Raw genomic sequence first — 20,286 nt, 5'->3', positions numbered from 1 at the left:
ATTAGTTAAAAATGAATTTCATTTTGATTAGATAGCTTACAACTATTGTAAGCACAGTTATGATTGTTAAACTCACTTTGATAAGTGAATCATATTTAAATTTAATAAAAAAATTAAACCCCAAGAAAAAAAGAAGGGTAAGCAAAGGATATATTGCTGGATACATTTGGAAAGCTGCTACAAATTCTCCTTTAAGTAGGAGTGCAATTGATCTTTGTAAACCACATCCTAAACAATCTACACCAAATAGCTTTTTATTTAGACAGGGAAACATGTACTTTTCCAAACGTTTTTTTTTAATTACGCCCCACAATATACGGAAATTGCTTATTCCAAAAATTAATGTGTAGAAAAAATCTATAATTTGATACTTTTGCATAATGAATAAAACAAAGTTGAAAAAAATAATTAGTTTTCTTTTGATTGCTACAGGAGCTATTTTATTAATTTCCGAAATAGGATCCGCTACAAAGAATTATTATATGCAGAGTGGTGGGATAGTTCTTTTGATGACCGGATTATTTTTGGTAAATACTTCGTTGTCATCTAGATTTACAGAAAGTAATGAAGATACTCATGAAAATTATCAGGAAGAAGAATAGAGGAATATGATTAAAATAGGAGATATAGTTTCTGTGTTAGACGAACCAATTACGGGTAATGTTATTTCTATTAAAGGAAATGAGGTCACTATAGAATCTAATGATGGATTTGATATAACATTTTTAGCTCATGAATTGGTTAAAGAAGAATCTGATAGTTTAATTGTTCCATCCTATGAAGAAGTGGAACAAAATCTTCAGGAAAAAGAAGTTTTTAAAAAGAAACCTAAAAGACCGACGCCAAAGCCTAAAGAGAGGAGTATACCTCCGATGGAAGTGGATCTTCATATCCATAAATTAATAAAATCCACGAAAGGAATGTCAAACCATGAAATAGTTACTTTCCAATTGGATACAGCAAAAAGACAATTAGATTTTGCGATTAATAAACGGATTCCTAGTGTAGTGTTTATTCATGGAGTAGGGCAAGGTGTTCTTAAGGAAGAACTACGTTACCTGTTTGGTAGATACGATAATGTTCGTGTCTCTGATGCAGATTATAAAAAATATGGTCTTGGAGCTATGGAAATTTATATTATCCAAAACCCTAAAAACTGATTCTTTAATTAGGGATCGTAATATTATCCGAACCTAGTCGTAGTGACTCTTTTCTTAGCGCAATACCATTTCCTTCTAAGGTGATGTCTTTTAGGATAATAGTTCTAGAGTAAATAGTCGCTGTTGGATCAGAGTCATCAGTTACAGCATAGCTGATTTCTGCAGTCCCATTAGAACTAACTAATTCTTGGGTAACACTGACATTACTGACAGGAATACTGTTACAAAAATATTCATCTCCATTAATTACAGTATTGAATTCTCTATAAAGAAACTGATTATTGGAAGTGTTTAAGGTGATTACTGTAGGTTCGTCCAGAGAGATATCGGCAACCACCACTGGGTTAATTTCAAAATTGTTATCAGTGAAATTAACAGATAATGATCTATTAATGTCTTGATCAATTACAAAAAAGACAAAAGTATTATCGTTTTCGTTAGCACAGTTTTGGAGATCTCCATTAAAATTATCTACATCAATCTCTATAACATCACCTTCACTACAACTCATTATGGATAGAATGAGGAATAAAAAACCGAGTTTATGTATTTTTATCATATTAATCTTCATTTTTTTCAGTAGTTATAGAAATAGTTTCATCTCTAAAGCCAAAAGAAAATTGATTACTATCAAATTGATCATTCTCTTCGTTTAGAACAAGATTATCAATTGTTAATGTCGTTCTAAAAACAGTAATTACAGTGTTGTCTAATATAGAAGGGTTTTCCATATTTATGTTAGCGGCATCATCTGCCTCGTCAGTGTCTAGGTAATTAGGGATGCCATCACCATCCTCGTCATCATCTAAGGGGTTATTATTGTTATTGGTGTCTTCTTCTTTGGTTAGAATTCCATCTCCATCGTCATCGTCATCCAGATAATTTGGGATACCATCATTATCAGAATCATCATCTCTAGGACTTCCATTTCCATCAACATCTTCATCTAAAGTAGCAATATTATCTCCATCATCATCAGGATCAATATAATTAGGAGTACCATCTTCATCGGTGTCTAAAAAACTATCATCATTTGGATCATCATTTGGTAACTCTACGCTAGTTAAAACATTGTCGTTATCATCATCCTGATCTTTAAAACTTGGGATAAAATCATCATCATGATTGTATCCATCTTCGATTCCTGGATCATCTCCAACTGCATCTGTATTTCCAATAGCAGGGTTAGCCATATCATCATCCAGATAATTTGGAACTCCATCACCATCAGGGTCTGCCTCTGGGTCAATTGCGTTTGGAGATTCTTCAGTAGATTCTAGTCCGTCATTATCATCCTCACTAACTATTTGATTTATGATAGTAGCCTGACCACTTACGCTTAAAAGTTCATCTGTTACTGTGATATTGGCATCAGGAATATTACTACAGTAGTAATCGGCAGTAATAGAATTGTTAAATTGTCTATAGATTAAGCTATTATCAGAATCTTCTAGGTCAATAATTATATCACTTTCTGTAGGAGTTGTAGAAGAATATCTGGCATCAATAAAGTTATAAGAAATGGCTTCATTTACGGATGTATTTATTTTAAAGAAAACAAACTCATTAGTATTTGCTCCTTCACATAATTGAAGATCAACATCTTCAAATTCAAAACTAGTAACGATAATATCACCATCATCACAAGAAGCTACCACCAAAAAAATAAAAATATATAAAAGCTTTTTCACTGTCTGTATTTTGAAAATTAATAAAAATCATAGTTCTTCCATAAGAAACTGTAAATAGTTATTTTCATAACGTTTAAAAGAGTTCCTTATTAATAAGGACGAATGAAATTGATACATGTTCATCCTAATATGATTTTTTTGTACGTTTCGACAAAAATAAAGGAATTGAAAGATTATAACGTGTGGTGAGGAAAATAATTTTATTTGAATTAGATTTGTGAATGTAAAATGGAGATATGACAAAAAGCATAGTTCATTTTTGAATTAATTATAATTTCTCACTGATCAATAACTAATTTTTTACACTTAATGCAAAAGGTTTATTTCGATAGCGCGGCAACTACACAATTGCGACCAGAAGTGATTGATAAAATGACTACTGTATTAAAAGAGGATTATGGAAATCCTTCTTCTTCTCACGGATTTGGTAGATCTGCAAAAAATCATATCGAGCAGGCTCGAAAAAATATAGCAAAGTATCTTGGGGTAAAAGCTTCAGAGATTATTTTCACATCTGGTGGAACTGAAGCTGATAATTTGGCATTAAATAGTGCCGTGAGAGATTTGGGAGTACAGCACATAATTACTTCTAAGATTGAACATCACGCTGTTTTACATACGATACAGGAAATACAATCACATACTAATATATCTGTTAGTTATGTAGATATTACTGCAGATGGTTCTATTGATTATAACCAATTAGAAACCTTGTTAACTAGTACCTCGGTAAAAACATTAGTAAGTTTAATGCACGTTAATAATGAGGTAGGAACTATTTTGGATATAAATAAAGTGGGAGCTATGTGCGGTGAACACAAGGCTCTTTTTCATAGTGATATGGTTCAGTCTATAGGGCATCTTGATGTAAATTTGAACGATATACAAGTAGATTTTACAGCAGTTAGTGCTCATAAATTTCATGGACCCAAAGGAATCGGTTTTGCATATATTAAGAAGAATTCTGGATTAAAACCATTAATTTATGGTGGAGAGCAGGAGAGAGGATATCGCGGCGGAACTGAAGGAGTTCATAATATTGCAGGAATGGATGAAGCATTGCGTTTGGCATATGAGCATATGGATGAAGAAAAAGCATATATATCTAATCTCAAACAATATTTCGTAGATCAATTAAAAGAACATATTAATGGAGTTAAGTTTAATGCTAACTGTTGTGAGTTAAATCATAGTACGTATACTTTAATCAATGTATGTCTTCCGATTTCACAAGAAAAATCGGGTATTTTATTATTTCAATTAGATATCAAAGGCATAGCCTGCTCTAAAGGAAGTGCTTGCCAAAGTGGAAGTGGCAAAGGTTCTCATGTGCTCACTGAGATACTTTCTGAAGAAGATATGCAAAAACCTTCTGTTAGATTTTCTTTCTCTAAGTATAATACCAAAGAAGAAGTAGATTATGTGATTGGTGTTTTAAAAGAGTTTATTGAAGATTAATTAATATAACATTACAATTTGTACAATGTTATAGTTAATTTCCTTTTCGGACTATAATTTCTGTTCCATCTTTAAGTTTTACTGTTCTAGGTTGATGTATTTTTTCTTTTAGTACTAAAAAGTTTTCTCTAGTTATCGCATTTTTTAAATTGGGTCTATAGATAGGAAGGTTTTGGTCTAATCGAGTGACGTGAGTAGTGAAAATAAGTACTTTGTCGTCTATCTCTATTTGAACTATAAGTCCTGGTAAACCCCAATATTCTCTGGGTCCTGCTTTGATAGGAACTTCATCTGTGTACCAAACTAAGACTTCTCTTCCAGATTTATTTATAGTACTTGCTGATTTACAGGTGTACCCGAAGATGTTTTCAGTCTTTTCTGATAATTTCCAATCATAATTATATAAAGTGTCATTGATGGCGATATCCTTTCCGTATAAAGGATTCATGTAATTTATATATTCTGATAGTAGTTCTTTTGTTTTGTGATTTTTATATTTTTTTGAAACTTTTTCTATTTTATTTTTGTTATTCTTGGCAGTAGTATTTAGCGTGTCATAAAGAGGTAAGTCTTCTGTTTTTATATAAATAGACTCTCCATCTCTGTAACGCAAAATGAAATCTGGAGTAATCTTTTCTGTACTGTTATTAATTTCTTCTCTTACAATATCTAACCCATATCCAGCCAAAGAATAATATTCCTTATAACCAACTTCAATTGTTTGGGCAATTGTATAATTATGAAATGTAAACAGCAGTACGATTAAAAGTAGGTTTTTGTTCATATTTATAATAAAAATTTTAAAAGACTGATTTAATAATAACCTTGTATCCTAAAACTTCATTCCTAATCGAACATTAAAAACTCGCTGAGTTAAAAAGTTTGGAATTGCGAATTGACGTTGCGAGGCTGCATCTCTAACAAAAGTATTGGTTATGGAGTTAAGATTATCAAAAAGATTGAAAATCTCAAGCCCTACGTTTAATTCCCTAAATTTGTTAAAAAAGCTACCTTCTTTACGTCTTATTTTTTGATCAACAATGATATAGGAAATTCCTAAATCTGCTCTTCGATAGTCACGTAATCTAGTTTGGAAATTATAAGGATCTGCATTCGTCGGAGATCCGCCAGGTACACCGGTTTGGTATACAAGATTAAGATATGCTTTTAAACTAGGAATTGTAGGAACATAATCCTGAAACAATGCGGCAGCTTTGATTCTTTGGTCTGTTGGTCTATCTATATATCCTCTATTATCTAAATTCTCTTCGGTTTTAAGAAGTCCAAGACTAAACCAGCTTTCTGTTCCGGGTACAAACTCTCCATTGATTCTGAGGTCAAACCCTGCAGCGTATGCTTCGGCATTATTATTGGCACGATATCGAATTCTTACATTTTCTATAGAGTATGAATTAACATCTGTAAGTTTTTTGTAATATAATTCTGTGGTAAGCTTAAAAGGTCGATCCCACATAGTAAAACTATAGTCATTACCTGCAACTAAATGGATAGATTGTTGGGCTTTTACATTTGGCTGAACAGTTCCTTGAAGATCCCTAAGTTCTCTATAAAAAGGAGGCTGATGATACCATCCTCCAGAAATACGAAATATCATATCGGATTTCCAATCGGGTTTAATAGCAACTTGTGCTCTTGGACTAAATACAGTTTGCGAACTGCTGCTAATCCCATCTCCAGAAACGTTCCAGTTATGAGCTCTAACTCCAATGTTTGCCCAAATTTCATGTTCTTTTATATTTGTTCGTAAGCTATATTGAGCGAATCCAGAAAACCTATCAATATTCACCATATTGGTAGCTCTTACACTAGAAAAAGGAACAATTGGGCTTGCATTAGGATTATAAGGTTGGTCATTCACAAAAGTACCAGGTGGACGAATGGAAAATCCAGCAGAATCAATAACTTCATACTCCTGGATTCTATCTCTAATATCTTCAGCAGTATATTTTATTCCCCAATCAATTTGGTGTTCATTTGAAATATAGGTTCCCTTGTGTTCAAGATTAAATATTAGCGCATCAAGATTATTTCTCGCATGCGTTAGTTGAGAACCAACACCTTCACTAAATTCAGCTTCTCCTAAATCTTCACCACCTATATCTGTATTTACGGATCCTAAAAAGTAAGCTGCAAAGATATCAAAGTGTTCTTGTTCCTGAGTGTGATATGCAGAACCAATTAACTTTAGGGTTAAATTCTCGTTTGCCTGGTAGGTTCCTTTTAGTGCGCCAAAATAGGTGTCATAACGATCTTCTTCTTGACCGTCATAGAAAACGGTTAATGCTATAGGGTCTGTTATAGATCCAAAATTAGTTTGGCGAGTTAAAGGCTCATAGTCATATTTGTTAATGGCGATATTACCTAAAAAACCTAATTCGAATTTATTAGAAAAGTTATAAGATAAATATGTTTGTACATCAGCAAATCGAGGTCTAAAATTTGTTTCAGTTTGTCTAGCATCTACTAATAAACTATTATCTCTATAGCGTACACCTACTACTCCTGCAAATTTCTTGTCTTTTGTTATTCCTCCTGCAGAGATACTACCACCAAGTAAGCTTAGATTCGCTGATACATCAAATCGTGTAGGTCTGCGATACGTTATGTCTAATACAGAAGATAGTTTGTCACCATATTTAGCCTGAAAACCTCCTGCAGAAAAATCCACATTTCTTACTAAATCGGTATTCACAAAACTTAAACCTTCCTGTTGTCCAGAACGAATCAGGAATGGTCGATACACTTCGATTTCATTTACATAAACTAGATTTTCATCAAAATTCCCTCCTCTTACCGCATATTGCGTACTTAATTCATTGTTAGAACTTACTCCGGGTAATGTTTTTAATAAACCTTCTACACCTGCATTAGCAGATGGAGTAATACGAATTGTTTCCGGATCTAAAGTGGTAATTCCTTCTACTACTTTTCGTTCTCGCCCTGTAATGATTACCTCGCTGATTTGCTCAACATCAGTTTTTAGAACAGGATTTAGTTCATATTGCTGATTTTCTTTTAAATTAATAGTAAAGGTTATATCCTTTAATCCGACATGGCTAATTTTAATTTTTATCGGTTTATTTGAAGGGATGTTAAGAATATAGACACCATTTTTATCGGTACGTGTTCCAGAATTTTCGTAGGATACATTAGCCCCAACTATTGGTTTATTAGATTCGTCCAGGACGATACCTTTTACGACTGCATCTTGGGCTAATATGTTGTGACTTATAGAGGCTAGAAAAAAAACAAAAAGAAAGTGAAGATTTTTCAAAGAGTATATCTATTTATGGTTTTCTAAAGAATATTGTTTCAAATGTAGTATTATTTCCTACTTTATCTAACACAATAAGTTTAAATTTATTTTCTGTGTCTGTTATTATTTTGTCATCAAAATTATAAACGAGCATTCCTGTTTTGTAATCATACTCCATCAAAATAAACTTTCCGTTTATTGTAGCTCGATAACTTTTGATACCTGAATCAGCATCGTCAATTTTAATTTTCAAGAATTGAGCCTTAGACATCCATTTTTTATCAGATACATTTATGGGCACTATGGTAGGTTTATCCAAATCTGTAAATAAAGAGTAGCTTCCTAAGGTTCGGGTTCTTGTAGAAAAACGATTGTTTTTTTTATTAGTTTTTACGTGATAATGTTTGTCATTATACCCTAATCTTCCAATATATAGTTTTTTCTTATCGGCTTCACTGTAGTTAGAAACATCAAAGACGATCGTCATGTTTTTATGTAACGGAACTTCATCTTTATGAATCTTAATAGTATCACCACTAGCTTCAATGTCTAAGTATGACTTTTCATACAAGCTACCTTTTGGGATGTATAAATCAAAAATACCGGAATTGAATGTGAAATTTTCCGTTGGTTGTGCTAAATAAGGAGTTTTAGTGATTTCTTTTTTAGAAATCTCGGTCATGTGTTTTCCTTGGATAGGTATGCTAATTATCGTGGTGTTGTCTTTAAAGTCTTTGACAAAAACCTTCACAGTATAGGATAAGCTATCTTCTACTGTAAAAATACCTTTGTCAATCGTATTTTTATAAATAGTAAGTGGATTGTTTTTCTGAATAAAAAGTTTTGTAATCCTACTGCGTTTCTTTTTATAGTAAGAATAATCAATTAATCTATTAATGTAGCGGGTTTCAGAAAATGAAAAGCGTTTCATTTCCATAGAAAAGTTTTGCTGGCCATTTAACTCTGTTGAGATTTTGTAAATCCCATTTTTATTAGCTGCTAAATTTTGTTGATCTATGGTAGAAACACCAATACCTATTTTTCCTAAAGCGTGAACACCTTCTGCTTTAAAATTACCACTGTCTATTGGTATTAACCTTAGTTTAGTTGGTTCTTGCTTTCCATCAGTATGTGAGTTTTCATCTAGACTATATAGCCAAACACCTTTGATGGTAGGTTTTTTAGTGTCCTTAACATCAATTCCAAAACACATGGGATTCATAGGTCTTGCTTTTGCATCTCTTATTTCAAAATGCAAATGTGGGCCACCGCTACCTCCAGTATTTCCACTATAGGCAATAATATCTCCTTTAGTGACTGATAAAACACCGCCTTTTGGAAAAAGTTCTATTTCATATGATTCTTTTGCATATTGTCTTTTTTTGATATAAGCCTCTATTTCCGGAGAAAATTTTTGTAGATGTGCATATACGGTGGTATATCCATTAGGGTGAGAGATATACATTGCTTTTCCGTATCCAAAATGCGAAATTTTTATTCTACTTATAGTACCTGTTGCAGATGCATATACTTTTAAGCCTTCTTGTCCTTCAGTTTTTAAATCTAAACCAGAATGAAAGTGGTTAGATCTCAATTCTCCATATGTTCCAGAAACTGCAAGAGGAATATCTAAGGGGTTCATGAAATAATCTGTGGGAATATCTTTTTGGCAATACCCAATTGTAAAACTGAAAATTAAAAATAGTGTAATTACTCGCATAGAGGGTAAATGTAAATATTTAGGGATTAAAATTAAAGTGATGTTTAATTAAAAACTAAAAGGCTATAAACTAATCACTTGATTGATGAGATATTGCGGCTATAAAATTAGTTTAAAAACTATTGGGTTTTTTCAATTGGTATGTTAACTTTGTGTGACGAAGTATTGCGTGAAATTATAATGAGTGATTTGATTGAAATTGTTGATTCTCTTGAGAATAGGATAAGTAAGTTGCTTCATAAGTATGACTTGCTTAACCAACAAAATGTTGATCTCAAGAATAAAATAAAAGATTTGGAGGCTAATTCAGACCTTCAAGTTGATCAATTAAAACAATGGGAAGAAAAATTCAGTGCACTCAAAAATGCAAATGCAATGCTAGGCAGTGACAAGTACAAAAGGGAAACCAAGCTCAAAATAAATGCCTTAATAAAGGAGATAGATGTTTGTATAGCACAACTTTCTGAGTAATTAAAAATATGGCAGACAAATTAAAAATCAAATTATCAGTTGCGGATCGTGTGTATCCATTAACCATTAATCCTGATCAAGAAGAGGGGTTGAGGAAAGCAGCTAAGAAGATTGAAGCCATGATTAAGCAGTTTGAACAAAGTTATGCAGTGAGAGATAAGCAAGATGTATTAGCAATGTGTGCTTTACAGTTTGCGGCACAAGTAGAGCAAAAGGTTATAGATAAAGATAGTGATGAGATACAAGCAATGGGTAGATTAAATGCCCTCAATAACTTGTTGCAAGATCATCTATCTTAAACGTTCATTAAAATAAATAAGGTTACTGCCTGCACTAGTTATTATTTTTTGATAAACTCAACAAGAATTATTTTAAAAAGGGTGAGTTTAAGTTGTAAAAGCAAGCCATGCTGATGTATATCAGTTACATGGATCCTTGAGCAATTTGTTAGCCCTAAACCTGTTTTTACAGAGTTTATACAAAACCCATGCTAGTGCAGGCTTTTTTTATATATAAACACTAACTAGGATTATGGATAACATTATATTTTTGATTATTGCGGCAGTAGTGGGTTTAGTGATAGGTTTTATTATCGCTAAAGTGCTGGAGCGCAGTAGAGCTTCAGAAATTATCAAAAGCGCCAAAAAAACGTCTCAAAGTATTATTAGAGAGGCTAAAAGTGAGGGAGAGGCTATTAAAAAAGATAAAATACTTCAGGCTAAAGAAAAGTTTATTGAATTAAAGTCAGAGCATGAAAAAGTGATTTTATCTCGCGATAAAAAAATGGCTGAAGCGGAAAAGAGAACCAGAGATAAAGAATCTCAGATTTCCAATGAGCTTTCTAAAAGTAAGAAGCTAAACACAGAATTAGAGCAAAAGACAAAGGATTACAATCATCGTAACGAGTATCTGGAGAAGAAACAGAGTGAGCTGACAAAGCTGCATAAAAGCCAGGTTCAGCAATTAGAGGTGATATCAGGATTATCTGCAGAAGAAGCAAAAGAACAACTTGTAGAGTCATTAAAAGAACAAGCTAAGACTGATTCGATGGCATTAATACAAGGTACTATAGAAGAAGCTAAGCTAACTGCTCAGCAAGAAGCTAAAAAAGTTATCATAAATACAATTCAGAGAATAGGAACAGAAGAAGCTGTAGAGAATTGTGTATCTGTGTTTAATATTGAAAGTGACGATGTAAAAGGACGTATTATAGGACGTGAAGGAAGAAATATTAGAGCAATAGAAGCGGCTACTGGAGTTGAGATTATTGTGGACGATACTCCGGAGGCGATTATTCTTTCGTGTTTCGACTCAGTAAGAAGAGAAGTGGCACGTTTGTCTTTACATAAATTGGTAACGGATGGTAGAATACATCCTGCACGTATTGAAGAAATAGTAAAGAAAACCAGAAAGCAAATTGATGAGGAGATTATCGAAGTAGGTAAAAGAACCGTTATTGATTTAGGTATACATGGGTTGCATCCTGAGTTGATTAAAACGGTTGGTAGAATGAAATACCGCTCTTCATACGGACAGAATTTATTGCAGCACTCTAGAGAAGTCGCTAAACTTTGTGGGGTTATGGCATCAGAATTAGGTCTTAATCCTAAATTAGCTAAAAGAGCTGGATTGTTACATGATATTGGTAAAGTGCCAGATACGGAAACAGAGGTGCCGCATGCCATACTCGGAATGCAGTGGGCAGAGAAATATGGAGAAAAACCAGATGTGTGCAATGCGATTGGAGCTCACCACGATGAAATAGAAATGACGGCGCTTATTTCGCCAATAGTTCAGGTTTGTGATGCAATTAGTGGAGCAAGACCTGGAGCTCGTCGCCAGGTTCTAGATTCTTATATACAAAGATTGAAGGATTTAGAGGATATAGCATTTGGGTTTAATGGAGTTAAAAAGGCGTATGCTATCCAGGCTGGTAGAGAACTTCGTGTTATTGTAGAAAGTGAAAAAGTGAACGATGAAAGGGCAGCTAGCTTATCGTTTGAGATTTCTCAGAAAATACAAACAGATATGACGTATCCTGGTCAGGTTAAGATTACAGTTATTAGAGAAACAAGAGCGGTTAATATCGCTAAATAATAATAGTATTCACATAAACAAAAAAAGAGAATCAAGTGATTCTCTTTTTTTGTTTATGTGAATAAACCCCTTTATGGGGGTGCTTTTTTATCATTTCATCTTTCCAGACTAAAGCAGATTCCATATCATCAAATCTTTTAAAATCTTTTTTGAAGAAAGATTTTTCGTATTTAGTAAGTGTTTTTTGTATAGGGTTCTTAGATACCACTGCAAACCCCACAAGATTGGAGATGCTCGCTGTCTTTATGTATACAATCGGATCAACCGAGTATGAATGGATTCGATGTGTAATGTATACAAAAGGTTTGTTTTTGAAATGTTCTTCTGCAATTTTAATTAGAATTGAGTTATTCTCTATAGAAACAACAATGCCTTCATGCATAATAGCAATCATGTGATCATGATGTATTTCTAATTTACAAAATTCTAAGTTGTATAATCTAATCATTGGGGGTTTTTAGATAGTATTTTTAAAAAAAATAACAAGAACGGAAGATACTTTTTTATATGTAAAACGAAAAAATACTTTTTGTTAAAGTTCAATACAATTTTTCAGTGTTTTGTCTTTCTATTCTAGTGCTTCTTTAATAGTTGTAAAATATTTCAATTTATTTGTTTTCTAATTCGGTTAGCTTTCTTTTTTATTAGCATTTTGACGCCACTTCAATATCTGCGAGATTGCAGAGTTTTGTAACTTAATGGTATATTTTGGGGTTTATAGAATATGTAATAATGTTATTAGAAGTATACACAAATGGTTTATTATTGAAGTGTTTTGCTGCAAGCTCCAATAATAGTTTGTTGCGACTTGGTATTTGCACAAAGCCTTCTTTAATTGTGCTTTTGAAATAATCCTCTAGGATTTCTACTTCAGCGAAACCTAAATCATAGTATTTTGTCATTTGTATTTACAAAACTATTATCTAAGTATGGTTAATTTTGCAATAAGTTACAATAAAACTATTACTTATAAAAATTACTATTTATTAAGGAATGAAGTTAAGGGGAAAATTTAGAAGATTGATTTATGGTGTTTTTTTAGTAATTCATCTTTCCATAACAAAGCGGACTCTATGTTGTCAAACTGTCTTAGTTCTTTGCTAAAAAAAGCGCTTTCTAACTTGGTTTGATTTTTTTGTCTAGGGTCATTCGATACAACTGCAAACCCAACTAAGTTCTGAATTTTTGCTGTTTCTAAATATATAGTAGGATTCACAGCATAAGAATTAATACGGTGTGTTAGATATACAAAAGCTTTGTTTTTATAATGTTTCTCTACCATTTCCAATAAAACATCATTGTGTTCAGGAGAAACGGTTACTCCTTCGTTTATGGTGACTTTTATATAGTCATCATAGATTTCCAGAAAGCCAAAATCTAATAGGTAAGACGTGATCATTAGGGGTAATTTTTAGGTTGTACAAATATATATATTCAGCAACATAAAAAGTAAATGTTTTGAATTTTTTTGGGATTTTTTCCCTTTGACACAAACGTTTTTTGAATTTTTATTTTATTTAGAGATTGGATATTAAAAAAAAAGCTCCCTTTTTGAAAAGGGAGCTTTTAAGTGCAATAATTATTTGTTTTTAAGACTCCGTTGATTCTTCGGCTTTCTTAATCTTTATAGTTAATTCATTTGAATCATTATCCAAATCCATATAGATGCTGTCACCTTCTTGTAACTGAGAATTAATGATTTCCTCTGCTAGTGCGTCTTCAATATATTTCTGAATTGCCCTTTTAAGAGGTCTAGCTCCGTATTGTCTATCGAACCCTTTTTCTGTGATATAGTCTTTTGCTTTTTCACTTAATGACAAATCATATCCTAGGCCTCTGATTCTTCCGTATAATTTATCTAATTCAATGTCAATAATCTTGTGGATGTCCTCACGCTCTAGAGCATTAAACACGATTACATCGTCTACTCTGTTTAGGAACTCTGGTGCAAATGCTTTTTTCAGAGCATTTTCAATAACACCTTTTGCATAGCTATCGGACTGAGTCTTTTTTGCACTTGTTCCAAAACCAACACCTTGTCCAAAATCTTTAAGCTTACGTGCTCCAATATTCGATGTCATTATGATGATAGCATTTCTGAAATCAATTTTACGACCAAGACTATCTGTAAGATATCCGTCATCTAATACTTGTAGCATCATGTTAAATACATCCGGATGTGCTTTTTCGATTTCATCCAATAGAATTACTGCGTATGGTTTTCTTCTTACTTTTTCGGTAAGTTGCCCACCTTCTTCATATCCTACATATCCAGGAGGCGCTCCAATAAGTCTCGATACCGCAAATTTCTCCATGTATTCACTCATGTCAATACGAATAAGAGTATCCTCGCTATCAAAAAGTTCTCTGGCAAGAACTTTAGCTAACTGGGTTTTACCTACACCAGTTTGTCCAAGAAATATAAAAGATCCAATCGGTTTATTAGGGTCTTTAAGACCTGCACGATTACGTTGTATTGCCTTTACTACCTTTGTAACTGCCTCATCTTGTCCAATCACCTTACCTTTAATAAGATTTGGTAATTCTGCAAGTTTATTGCTTTCTGTCTGCGCAATACGATTAACAGGAATACCTGTCATCATAGATACGACATCAGCTACACTTTCTTCATCAACAATTTCTTTGTGTAGTTTAGAATCTTTCTCCCATTGCTCTTGAGCTTGGGCTAGTTCTTTTTCAAGATTTTTTTCGTCATCTCTTAATTTAGCAGCTTCTTCATATTTCTGCTTTTTTACTACGCTGTTTTTAAGCTCACGAACTTCTTCTAGCTTTTTCTCTAAGTCTAGAATTTTTTTAGGAACATCAATATTTGTGATATGAACTCTAGATCCGGCTTCATCCAAAGCATCAATAGCTTTGTCTGGTAAGAAGCGATCTGTCATATATCTATTCGTAAGTTTTACACAAGCTTTAATAGCTTCGTCTGTATAGCTTACGTTATGGTGTTCTTCATATTTTTCCTTAATATTTTCAAGGATCTCTATGGTTTCTTCGATGTTAGTAGGTTCTACTATTACTTTTTGGAAACGCCTTTCTAGTGCACCATCTTTTTCGATATATTGTCTATATTCATCTAAGGTGGTTGCTCCAATACATTGAATTTCACCTCTTGCTAAGGCTGGTTTAAACATGTTAGATGCGTCCAGACTTCCGGTAGCACCACCAGCTCCAACAATTGTATGAATCTCATCTATAAAAAGAATAATATCATCATTCTTTTCTAATTCATTCATTACAGCCTTCATGCGTTCTTCGAACTGACCTCTGTATTTTGTACCTGCAACCAAACTAGCTAAATCCAGTGTGACTACACGTTTGTCAAACAGAATTCGAGATACCTTTCTTTTAATAATCCGCAGCGCTAAACCTTCAGCAATAGCCGATTTCCCAACTCCAGGTTCTCCTATAAGCAGAGGATTGTTTTTCTTTCGTCTACTCAAAATTTGAGAAACACGTTCTATTTCCTTGGTTCGTCCTACTACAGGGTCCAGTTTCCCTTCTTCTGCCATGGCCGTTAAATCTCTGCCGAAATTATCTAATACCGGAGTTTTTGATTTTTTGCTGGCTTTAGTTCCACCTGTTGGTGAGTTAAAAGGATTTTCTTTTGACGAATCTCCAGTCATGTCATCATCTTCAGAAAATGACTCTGCCTTTGGGCTTTCTATATATTCTTCTTCGTTAGCAATCATAAATTTAAATTGATCTTTAACATTATCATAATCTACCTTAAGCTTATTTAAAAGCTTGGTAGTCGGATCGTTTTCGTTTCTTAAAATACACAATAATAGATGTGCAGTATTAATGGAAGAGCTTTGGAATAACTTTGCTTCTAAAAAAGTAGTTTTTAGAGCTCTTTCTGCTTGTCTTGTTAGGTGTAAATTCTTTTTTTCATTAGTAGCTACTGCCACATTAGGGTTTGCAGGGCTAAGAATTTCAACTTTTCTTCTCAAATTTGTTAAATCAATATCCAACGCATCAAGTATACTAATTGCTTTCCCACTTCCATCACGTAATAGTCCTAACATAAGATGTTCTGTTCCGATAAAATCATGCCCTAATCTAAGAGCTTCTTCTTTACTGTATGCAATTACATCTTTGACTCTTGGTGAAAAATTATCATCCATATAATTAGTTTCTTTCTTTTTCTGTTTTTTTCTTTAATACTAAATATAGTAATTTTTAAAATGATATTGGCAAAAACTATTCCTTTTAATCATGATTCATAAATAAGATGACATAATAACTTTTTATGTCATATTCTCAGTTGATTTAAATAGTTTTATTTGTATTTAAATAAAAGCCAAATTTAAAGATTATTACGTTTTCTGAGTAAATAGACAAAAAAAGGTTTAATAATCAAAATCTATGTTTGCAGACTTATTAACCATATGGGTCGTCCAAGTTGTTAATAAATTACGTATATTAGAGAGTCTATTAGCTGTTAAAACCGTCTTAATTTACTTAAATTAGCGCGTTTAATAATTCAATTTTAGAATAAAATAATTTTTATGGCAGAAGGAGAAAAGCTAATACCTATCAATATAGAAGATGAGATGAAGTCTGCGTACATCGATTATTCGATGTCAGTGATTGTATCACGTGCACTTCCTGATGTTAGAGATGGTCTAAAACCAGTACACAGAAGAGTTTTATATGGTATGTATGAGTTAGGCGTTAAAGCTAGTAGTGCTCATAAGAAATCTGCAAGAATTGTGGGTGAGGTTCTTGGTAAATACCACCCTCACGGAGATACTTCGGTGTATGATACCATGGTTCGTATGGCTCAGGAATGGAGTTTACGTTATATGTTGGTAGATGGTCAAGGTAACTTTGGATCTGTAGATGGAGATAGTCCGGCAGCAATGCGTTATACGGAAGCAAGAATGCGAAAAATATCGGAAGATATGCTTGCAGATATTGAAAAAGATACTGTTGATCATACATTTAATTTTGATGATACATTGCAAGAGCCTACAGTGCTACCAAGTAGAGTTCCGGGGTTATTGATTAATGGAGCTTCTGGTATCGCAGTTGGTATGGCTACCAATATGCCTCCACATAATTTGACCGAGGTTGTAGATGGAACTATTGAATATATCAATAATAATGATATTGAAATAGATGAATTAATACAACACATTAAAGCACCTGACTTCCCAACAGGAGGTACTATTTATGGTTATGATGGAGTAAGAGAAGCTTTTAAAACAGGAAGAGGTAGGATCGTAATACGTGCCAAAGCTAGTTTTGAAGAAGTAAATGGTAGAGAATGTATTATTGTATCTGAAATTCCTTATCAAGTGAACAAGGCAGATATGATTAAGAAAACTGCTGATCTTGTAAATGATAAGAAGATAGATGGTATCTCGACCATTAGAGATGAATCCGATAGAAAGGGAATGCGTATTGTATATATCTTAAAAAGAGATGCAATACCTAATATAGTACTTAACCTTTTATATAAGTATACCGCATTACAATCCTCTTTTAGTGTTAATAATATAGCATTGGTTAAGGGAAGACCGCAGTTATTGAATGTAAAAGAAATGATTCATCATTTTGTAGAGCATAGACACGAAGTGGTTGTGCGAAGAACAAGGTATGAATTAAGAAAAGCAGAGGAAAGAGCCCATATTCTTGAAGGTTTAATTATTGCTTCAGATAATATAGATGAAGTAATTAAATTGATCAGAGCTTCTTCTAATGCCGAAGAAGCAAGAGAAAAGCTTATCAAGCGATTTAAGCTTACAGAAATTCAGGCAAAAGCCATTGTTGAGATGCGTTTGCGTCAGTTAACGGGTCTGGAGCAAGACAAGTTACGTGCAGAGTATGACGAATTAATGAAAACTATTGAAGACCTTAAAGATATTCTTGAGAAGAAAGAACGTCGAATGGATATTATTAAGGAAGAGCTTCTTGAGGTGAAAGAAAAGTATGGAGATGCTCGTCGCTCTCAAATAGAATATGCAGGTGGAGATTTAAGCATTGAAGATATGATCCCAAATGAGAAAGTAGTGATTACTATTTCTCATGCAGGTTATATCAAAAGAACTTCTCTAACTGAGTATAAGAAACAAAATAGAGGAGGAGTAGGTCAGAAAGGAAGTACTACTCGTAATGAAGATTTCTTAGAACATTTGTTTGTTGGTACAAACCATCAATACATGTTATTCTTTACTCAGAAAGGAAAATGTTTCTGGATGCGAGTTTACGAAATTCCTGAAGGAAGTAAAACTTCTAAAGGAAGAGCAATACAGAACTTGATAAACATAGAAAATGATGATAAAGTAAAAGCATTTATATGTACGCAAGACCTGAAGGATGAGGAGTATATTAATTCTCATTATGTTATAATGGCAACGAAAAAGGGTCAGGTTAAAAAGACATCTTTAGAACAATACTCTAGACCAAGAACTAATGGTATCAATGCTATTACTATTAAAGATAATGATGAATTATTAGAAGCTAAACTTACTGATGGTAAAAGTCAGGTAATGTTGGCTGTTAAATCTGGAAAGGCGATACGTTTTGAAGAGGAAAAAACTAGGCCAATGGGACGTGGTGCCTCTGGAGTACGAGGAATCCGACTTGCTGACGATAAAGATGAAGTGATAGGAATGGTAGCTGTTAATGATATGGAAAGTAATATCCTCGTTGTTTCTGAAAATGGATACGGAAAACGTTCGAAATTAGAAGATTACAGAATCACTAATAGAGGAGGAAAAGGAGTTAAAACCATATCTGTAACTGACAAGACAGGACAATTAGTTGCTATTAAGAACGTTACTGATTCTGATGATCTTATGATTATTAATAAATCTGGTATTGCTATTAGATTAGCTATAGAGAATTTAAGAGTAATGGGGCGTGCTACACAAGGAGTACGTTTGATTAATTTGAAAGGTAAAGATTCTATCGCTGCGGTTGCCAAAGTAATGCATGAAGAAGATGATGTAGAAGATATTGATGGTGATATTGAAGAAAATAATATATCTTTGCAAAATGACGATGGTGATGCCACTGATGGCACGACTATTGATGAAACAACAAACGAATAAAAAGAATCCCATAAAAAAAACACAAGTAATGAGAACTAAATTTATTATAGCATTTTTTCTAACTATAAGTGCTATTGGATTTTCACAAAAAAAAGGACTTAAGGCAGCGGATAGAGCATTAAAGTCTGGTAATCTGGAAGTAGCGAATGATGCATTAAAGGCCGTTGAAGGACAATTAGACGTTGCAGATGATAAAATGAAAGCGCAATTCTATTTTCTAAAAGGACAACTTGGAGCTGCATCGACAGATAAGTCATTAGAAGTAATAGAAAATGCAGCAATGGCTTATGCTAAAGTTTTAGAGATAGAAGAAACATCTGGTAATAAAAAATATTCAGGTAAAGCAGATACAGGAATACAGACACTTCGTCAGTCTTTGGTTGAGCAAGCGGTAGCAGATCAGAAAGAAGGAAGAAATAAAGAAGCTGCAGATAAACTTTATTTAGGATATAAAACAAAGAAGTCGGATACATCTTATTTGTATTTTGCAGCATCTAATGCCGTAAATGGAAAAGATTATGATACAGCATTAAAGTATTATAATGAATTAGTTGATCTTGGATATAATGGAAGTGAAGAGCGTTTTGTAGCTACAAATAAAGAAACTGGAGAGGTGGAACCATTTGATTCTAAAGATTTGAGAGATTTTTCTGTTAAAGCAGGAACTCATATCAAGCCAGAAACTACTTCAACAGGTTCTAGAAGATCTGAAATCACGAAAAACATTGCTCTTATCTATATTAGTCAAGGTAAGGATGAAGAAGCAATTAAAGCAATGGAAGCTGCTAAAAAGGATAACCCTAATGACCCTGCATTAATGCAAGAGGAGGCTAATATGTTTTATAAGCTAGGTAACCTTACTAAGTATCAGGAATTAATGCGAAAAATTGTTGAGAATGATCCTGAGAATCCTAACCTTTTATATAATTTAGGTGTAAGTGCAGCACGTTTGGGCGATAATGACCAAGCGGTAGAGTATTACAAAAAAGCCCTTGAGATCAAGCCAGATTATACTTCTGCTCAAATCAATATAGCAGCTATTATTTTAAGTGGAGAAGCTGCTCTTAATGAGGAAATGAATAGCCTTGGAACATCTAATGCTGATTATAAAAGATTTGATATTCTTAAGAAGCAAAAACAAGATTTATATAGAGAAGCTGTTCCTTATTTAGAAGGTGCTATAGAGTCTAAACCTGACAATGCAGAAGCGGTTCGAACGTTAATGCAGATTTTCTATCAGTTAGATGATCCTAAAGCAGAGGATATGAAAAATAAACTTAAAGCTTTAGAAGGAGGTAACTAATTCTTAAGTTATATATAATACAAAATAAAA

Annotated in this window: 18 protein-coding genes and 1 other RNA gene; 9 read left to right on the top strand and 10 right to left on the bottom strand. The window is 33.2% G+C overall.

The genetic code is table 11. The annotated features are described in order from the left end of the window. Position 1 precedes the first annotated feature (1 nt). Positions 2 to 274, bottom strand: coding sequence for a DUF2752 domain-containing protein (locus Q0975_RS26910; protein ID WP_366889696.1), 273 nt, complete (start codon positions 272 to 274; stop codon positions 2 to 4). Positions 275 to 395: 121 nt separating this feature from the next. On the opposite strand from Q0975_RS26910, the gene Q0975_RS26905 reads away from it, so the two are divergent. Both Q0975_RS26905 and Q0975_RS26900 read left to right on the top strand, forming a co-directional pair. After that, complete coding sequence (locus Q0975_RS26905) at positions 396 to 602, top strand: hypothetical protein (protein WP_299443567.1); 207 nt, start codon at positions 396 to 398, stop codon at positions 600 to 602. 6 nt (positions 603 to 608) lie between these two features. Continuing rightward, a complete protein-coding gene (locus Q0975_RS26900) occupies positions 609 to 1,160 on the top strand; it encodes a DNA mismatch repair protein MutS (protein ID WP_299443564.1) in 552 nt (183 codons plus the stop codon). Between the two features lie 4 nt (positions 1,161 to 1,164). Here Q0975_RS26900 and Q0975_RS26895 read toward each other — a convergent pair whose 3' ends face one another. After that, the gene (locus Q0975_RS26895) at positions 1,165 to 1,719 is read right to left on the bottom strand and encodes a hypothetical protein (RefSeq protein WP_299443561.1); all 555 of its coding nucleotides are present in this window, start codon (positions 1,717 to 1,719) and stop codon (positions 1,165 to 1,167) included. A 1-nt stretch (position 1,720) separates the two neighbouring features. Then, a complete protein-coding gene (locus Q0975_RS26890) occupies positions 1,721 to 2,851 on the bottom strand; it encodes a hypothetical protein (RefSeq protein WP_299443558.1) in 1,131 nt (376 codons plus the stop codon). A 309-nt stretch (positions 2,852 to 3,160) separates the two neighbouring features. On the opposite strand from Q0975_RS26890, the gene Q0975_RS26885 reads away from it, so the two are divergent. Beyond that, positions 3,161 to 4,309 carry a cysteine desulfurase family protein gene (locus Q0975_RS26885; protein WP_299443555.1) on the top strand — a complete coding sequence of 383 codons (1,149 nt, stop codon included), beginning with the start codon at positions 3,161 to 3,163 and terminating at the stop codon, positions 4,307 to 4,309. A gap of 34 nt (positions 4,310 to 4,343) precedes the next feature. Here the strand turns inward: Q0975_RS26885 and Q0975_RS26880 are convergent, their stop codons facing one another. From Q0975_RS26880 to Q0975_RS26870, 3 genes are read right to left on the bottom strand one after another with little or no spacing between them, the layout of a single operon-like run. Then, a complete protein-coding gene (locus Q0975_RS26880; protein ID WP_299443552.1) occupies positions 4,344 to 5,093 on the bottom strand; it encodes a GLPGLI family protein in 750 nt (249 codons plus the stop codon). A gap of 48 nt (positions 5,094 to 5,141) precedes the next feature. After that, positions 5,142 to 7,604 (bottom strand): TonB-dependent receptor, encoded by a 2,463-nt coding sequence (locus Q0975_RS26875; protein ID WP_299443549.1) that lies wholly within the window; start codon positions 7,602 to 7,604, stop codon positions 5,142 to 5,144. 13 nt (positions 7,605 to 7,617) lie between these two features. After that, entirely contained in the window at positions 7,618 to 9,306 is a 1,689-nt protein-coding gene (locus Q0975_RS26870) for a M23 family metallopeptidase (protein ID WP_299443546.1), read from the bottom strand. 150 nt (positions 9,307 to 9,456) lie between these two features. Between Q0975_RS26870 and Q0975_RS26865 the strand changes: the two genes are divergently transcribed. From Q0975_RS26865 to rny, 4 genes are all read left to right on the top strand, one after another. Continuing rightward, positions 9,457 to 9,777, top strand: coding sequence for a hypothetical protein (locus tag Q0975_RS26865; RefSeq protein ID WP_366889684.1), 321 nt, complete (start codon positions 9,457 to 9,459; stop codon positions 9,775 to 9,777). Between the two features lie 8 nt (positions 9,778 to 9,785). Continuing rightward, complete coding sequence (locus tag Q0975_RS26860; RefSeq protein ID WP_299443543.1) at positions 9,786 to 10,076, top strand: cell division protein ZapA; 291 nt, start codon at positions 9,786 to 9,788, stop codon at positions 10,074 to 10,076. A gap of 55 nt (positions 10,077 to 10,131) precedes the next feature. Continuing rightward, positions 10,132 to 10,253: non-coding RNA, 6S RNA (gene ssrS, locus Q0975_RS26855), on the top strand. Positions 10,254 to 10,308: 55 nt separating this feature from the next. Next, complete coding sequence (gene rny, locus Q0975_RS26850; protein WP_299443540.1) at positions 10,309 to 11,874, top strand: ribonuclease Y; 1,566 nt, start codon at positions 10,309 to 10,311, stop codon at positions 11,872 to 11,874. A gap of 31 nt (positions 11,875 to 11,905) precedes the next feature. Here rny and Q0975_RS26845 read toward each other — a convergent pair whose 3' ends face one another. The 4 genes from Q0975_RS26845 to Q0975_RS26830 form a co-directional block, all read right to left on the bottom strand. After that, positions 11,906 to 12,322: a hypothetical protein gene (locus tag Q0975_RS26845; protein WP_299443537.1), complete on the bottom strand. Its 417-nt coding sequence runs from the start codon at positions 12,320 to 12,322 to the stop codon at positions 11,906 to 11,908. A gap of 247 nt (positions 12,323 to 12,569) precedes the next feature. Beyond that, complete coding sequence (locus Q0975_RS26840) at positions 12,570 to 12,776, bottom strand: hypothetical protein (RefSeq protein ID WP_299443534.1); 207 nt, start codon at positions 12,774 to 12,776, stop codon at positions 12,570 to 12,572. A 110-nt stretch (positions 12,777 to 12,886) separates the two neighbouring features. Continuing rightward, on the bottom strand, positions 12,887 to 13,273 hold the full coding sequence (locus Q0975_RS26835; RefSeq protein ID WP_299443531.1) for a hypothetical protein: 387 nt from the start codon (positions 13,271 to 13,273) through the stop codon (positions 12,887 to 12,889). A gap of 190 nt (positions 13,274 to 13,463) precedes the next feature. Then, positions 13,464 to 16,019, bottom strand: coding sequence for an ATP-dependent Clp protease ATP-binding subunit (locus tag Q0975_RS26830; protein ID WP_299443528.1), 2,556 nt, complete (start codon positions 16,017 to 16,019; stop codon positions 13,464 to 13,466). Between the two features lie 384 nt (positions 16,020 to 16,403). Between Q0975_RS26830 and gyrA the strand changes: the two genes are divergently transcribed. Both gyrA and Q0975_RS26820 read left to right on the top strand, forming a co-directional pair. After that, positions 16,404 to 18,953 (top strand): DNA gyrase subunit A, encoded by a 2,550-nt coding sequence (gyrA, locus tag Q0975_RS26825; RefSeq protein WP_299443525.1) that lies wholly within the window; start codon positions 16,404 to 16,406, stop codon positions 18,951 to 18,953. A gap of 28 nt (positions 18,954 to 18,981) precedes the next feature. Continuing rightward, positions 18,982 to 20,256, top strand: coding sequence for a tetratricopeptide repeat protein (locus Q0975_RS26820; protein ID WP_299443522.1), 1,275 nt, complete (start codon positions 18,982 to 18,984; stop codon positions 20,254 to 20,256). Positions 20,257 to 20,286 lie beyond the last annotated feature (30 nt).

Origin of the sequence: uncultured Aquimarina sp. (genome assembly GCF_947500065.1) — a bacterium.
Lineage (GTDB): Bacteria > Bacteroidota > Bacteroidia > Flavobacteriales > Flavobacteriaceae > Aquimarina.
This window is presented reverse-complemented; position numbering and strand designations above follow the sequence as displayed.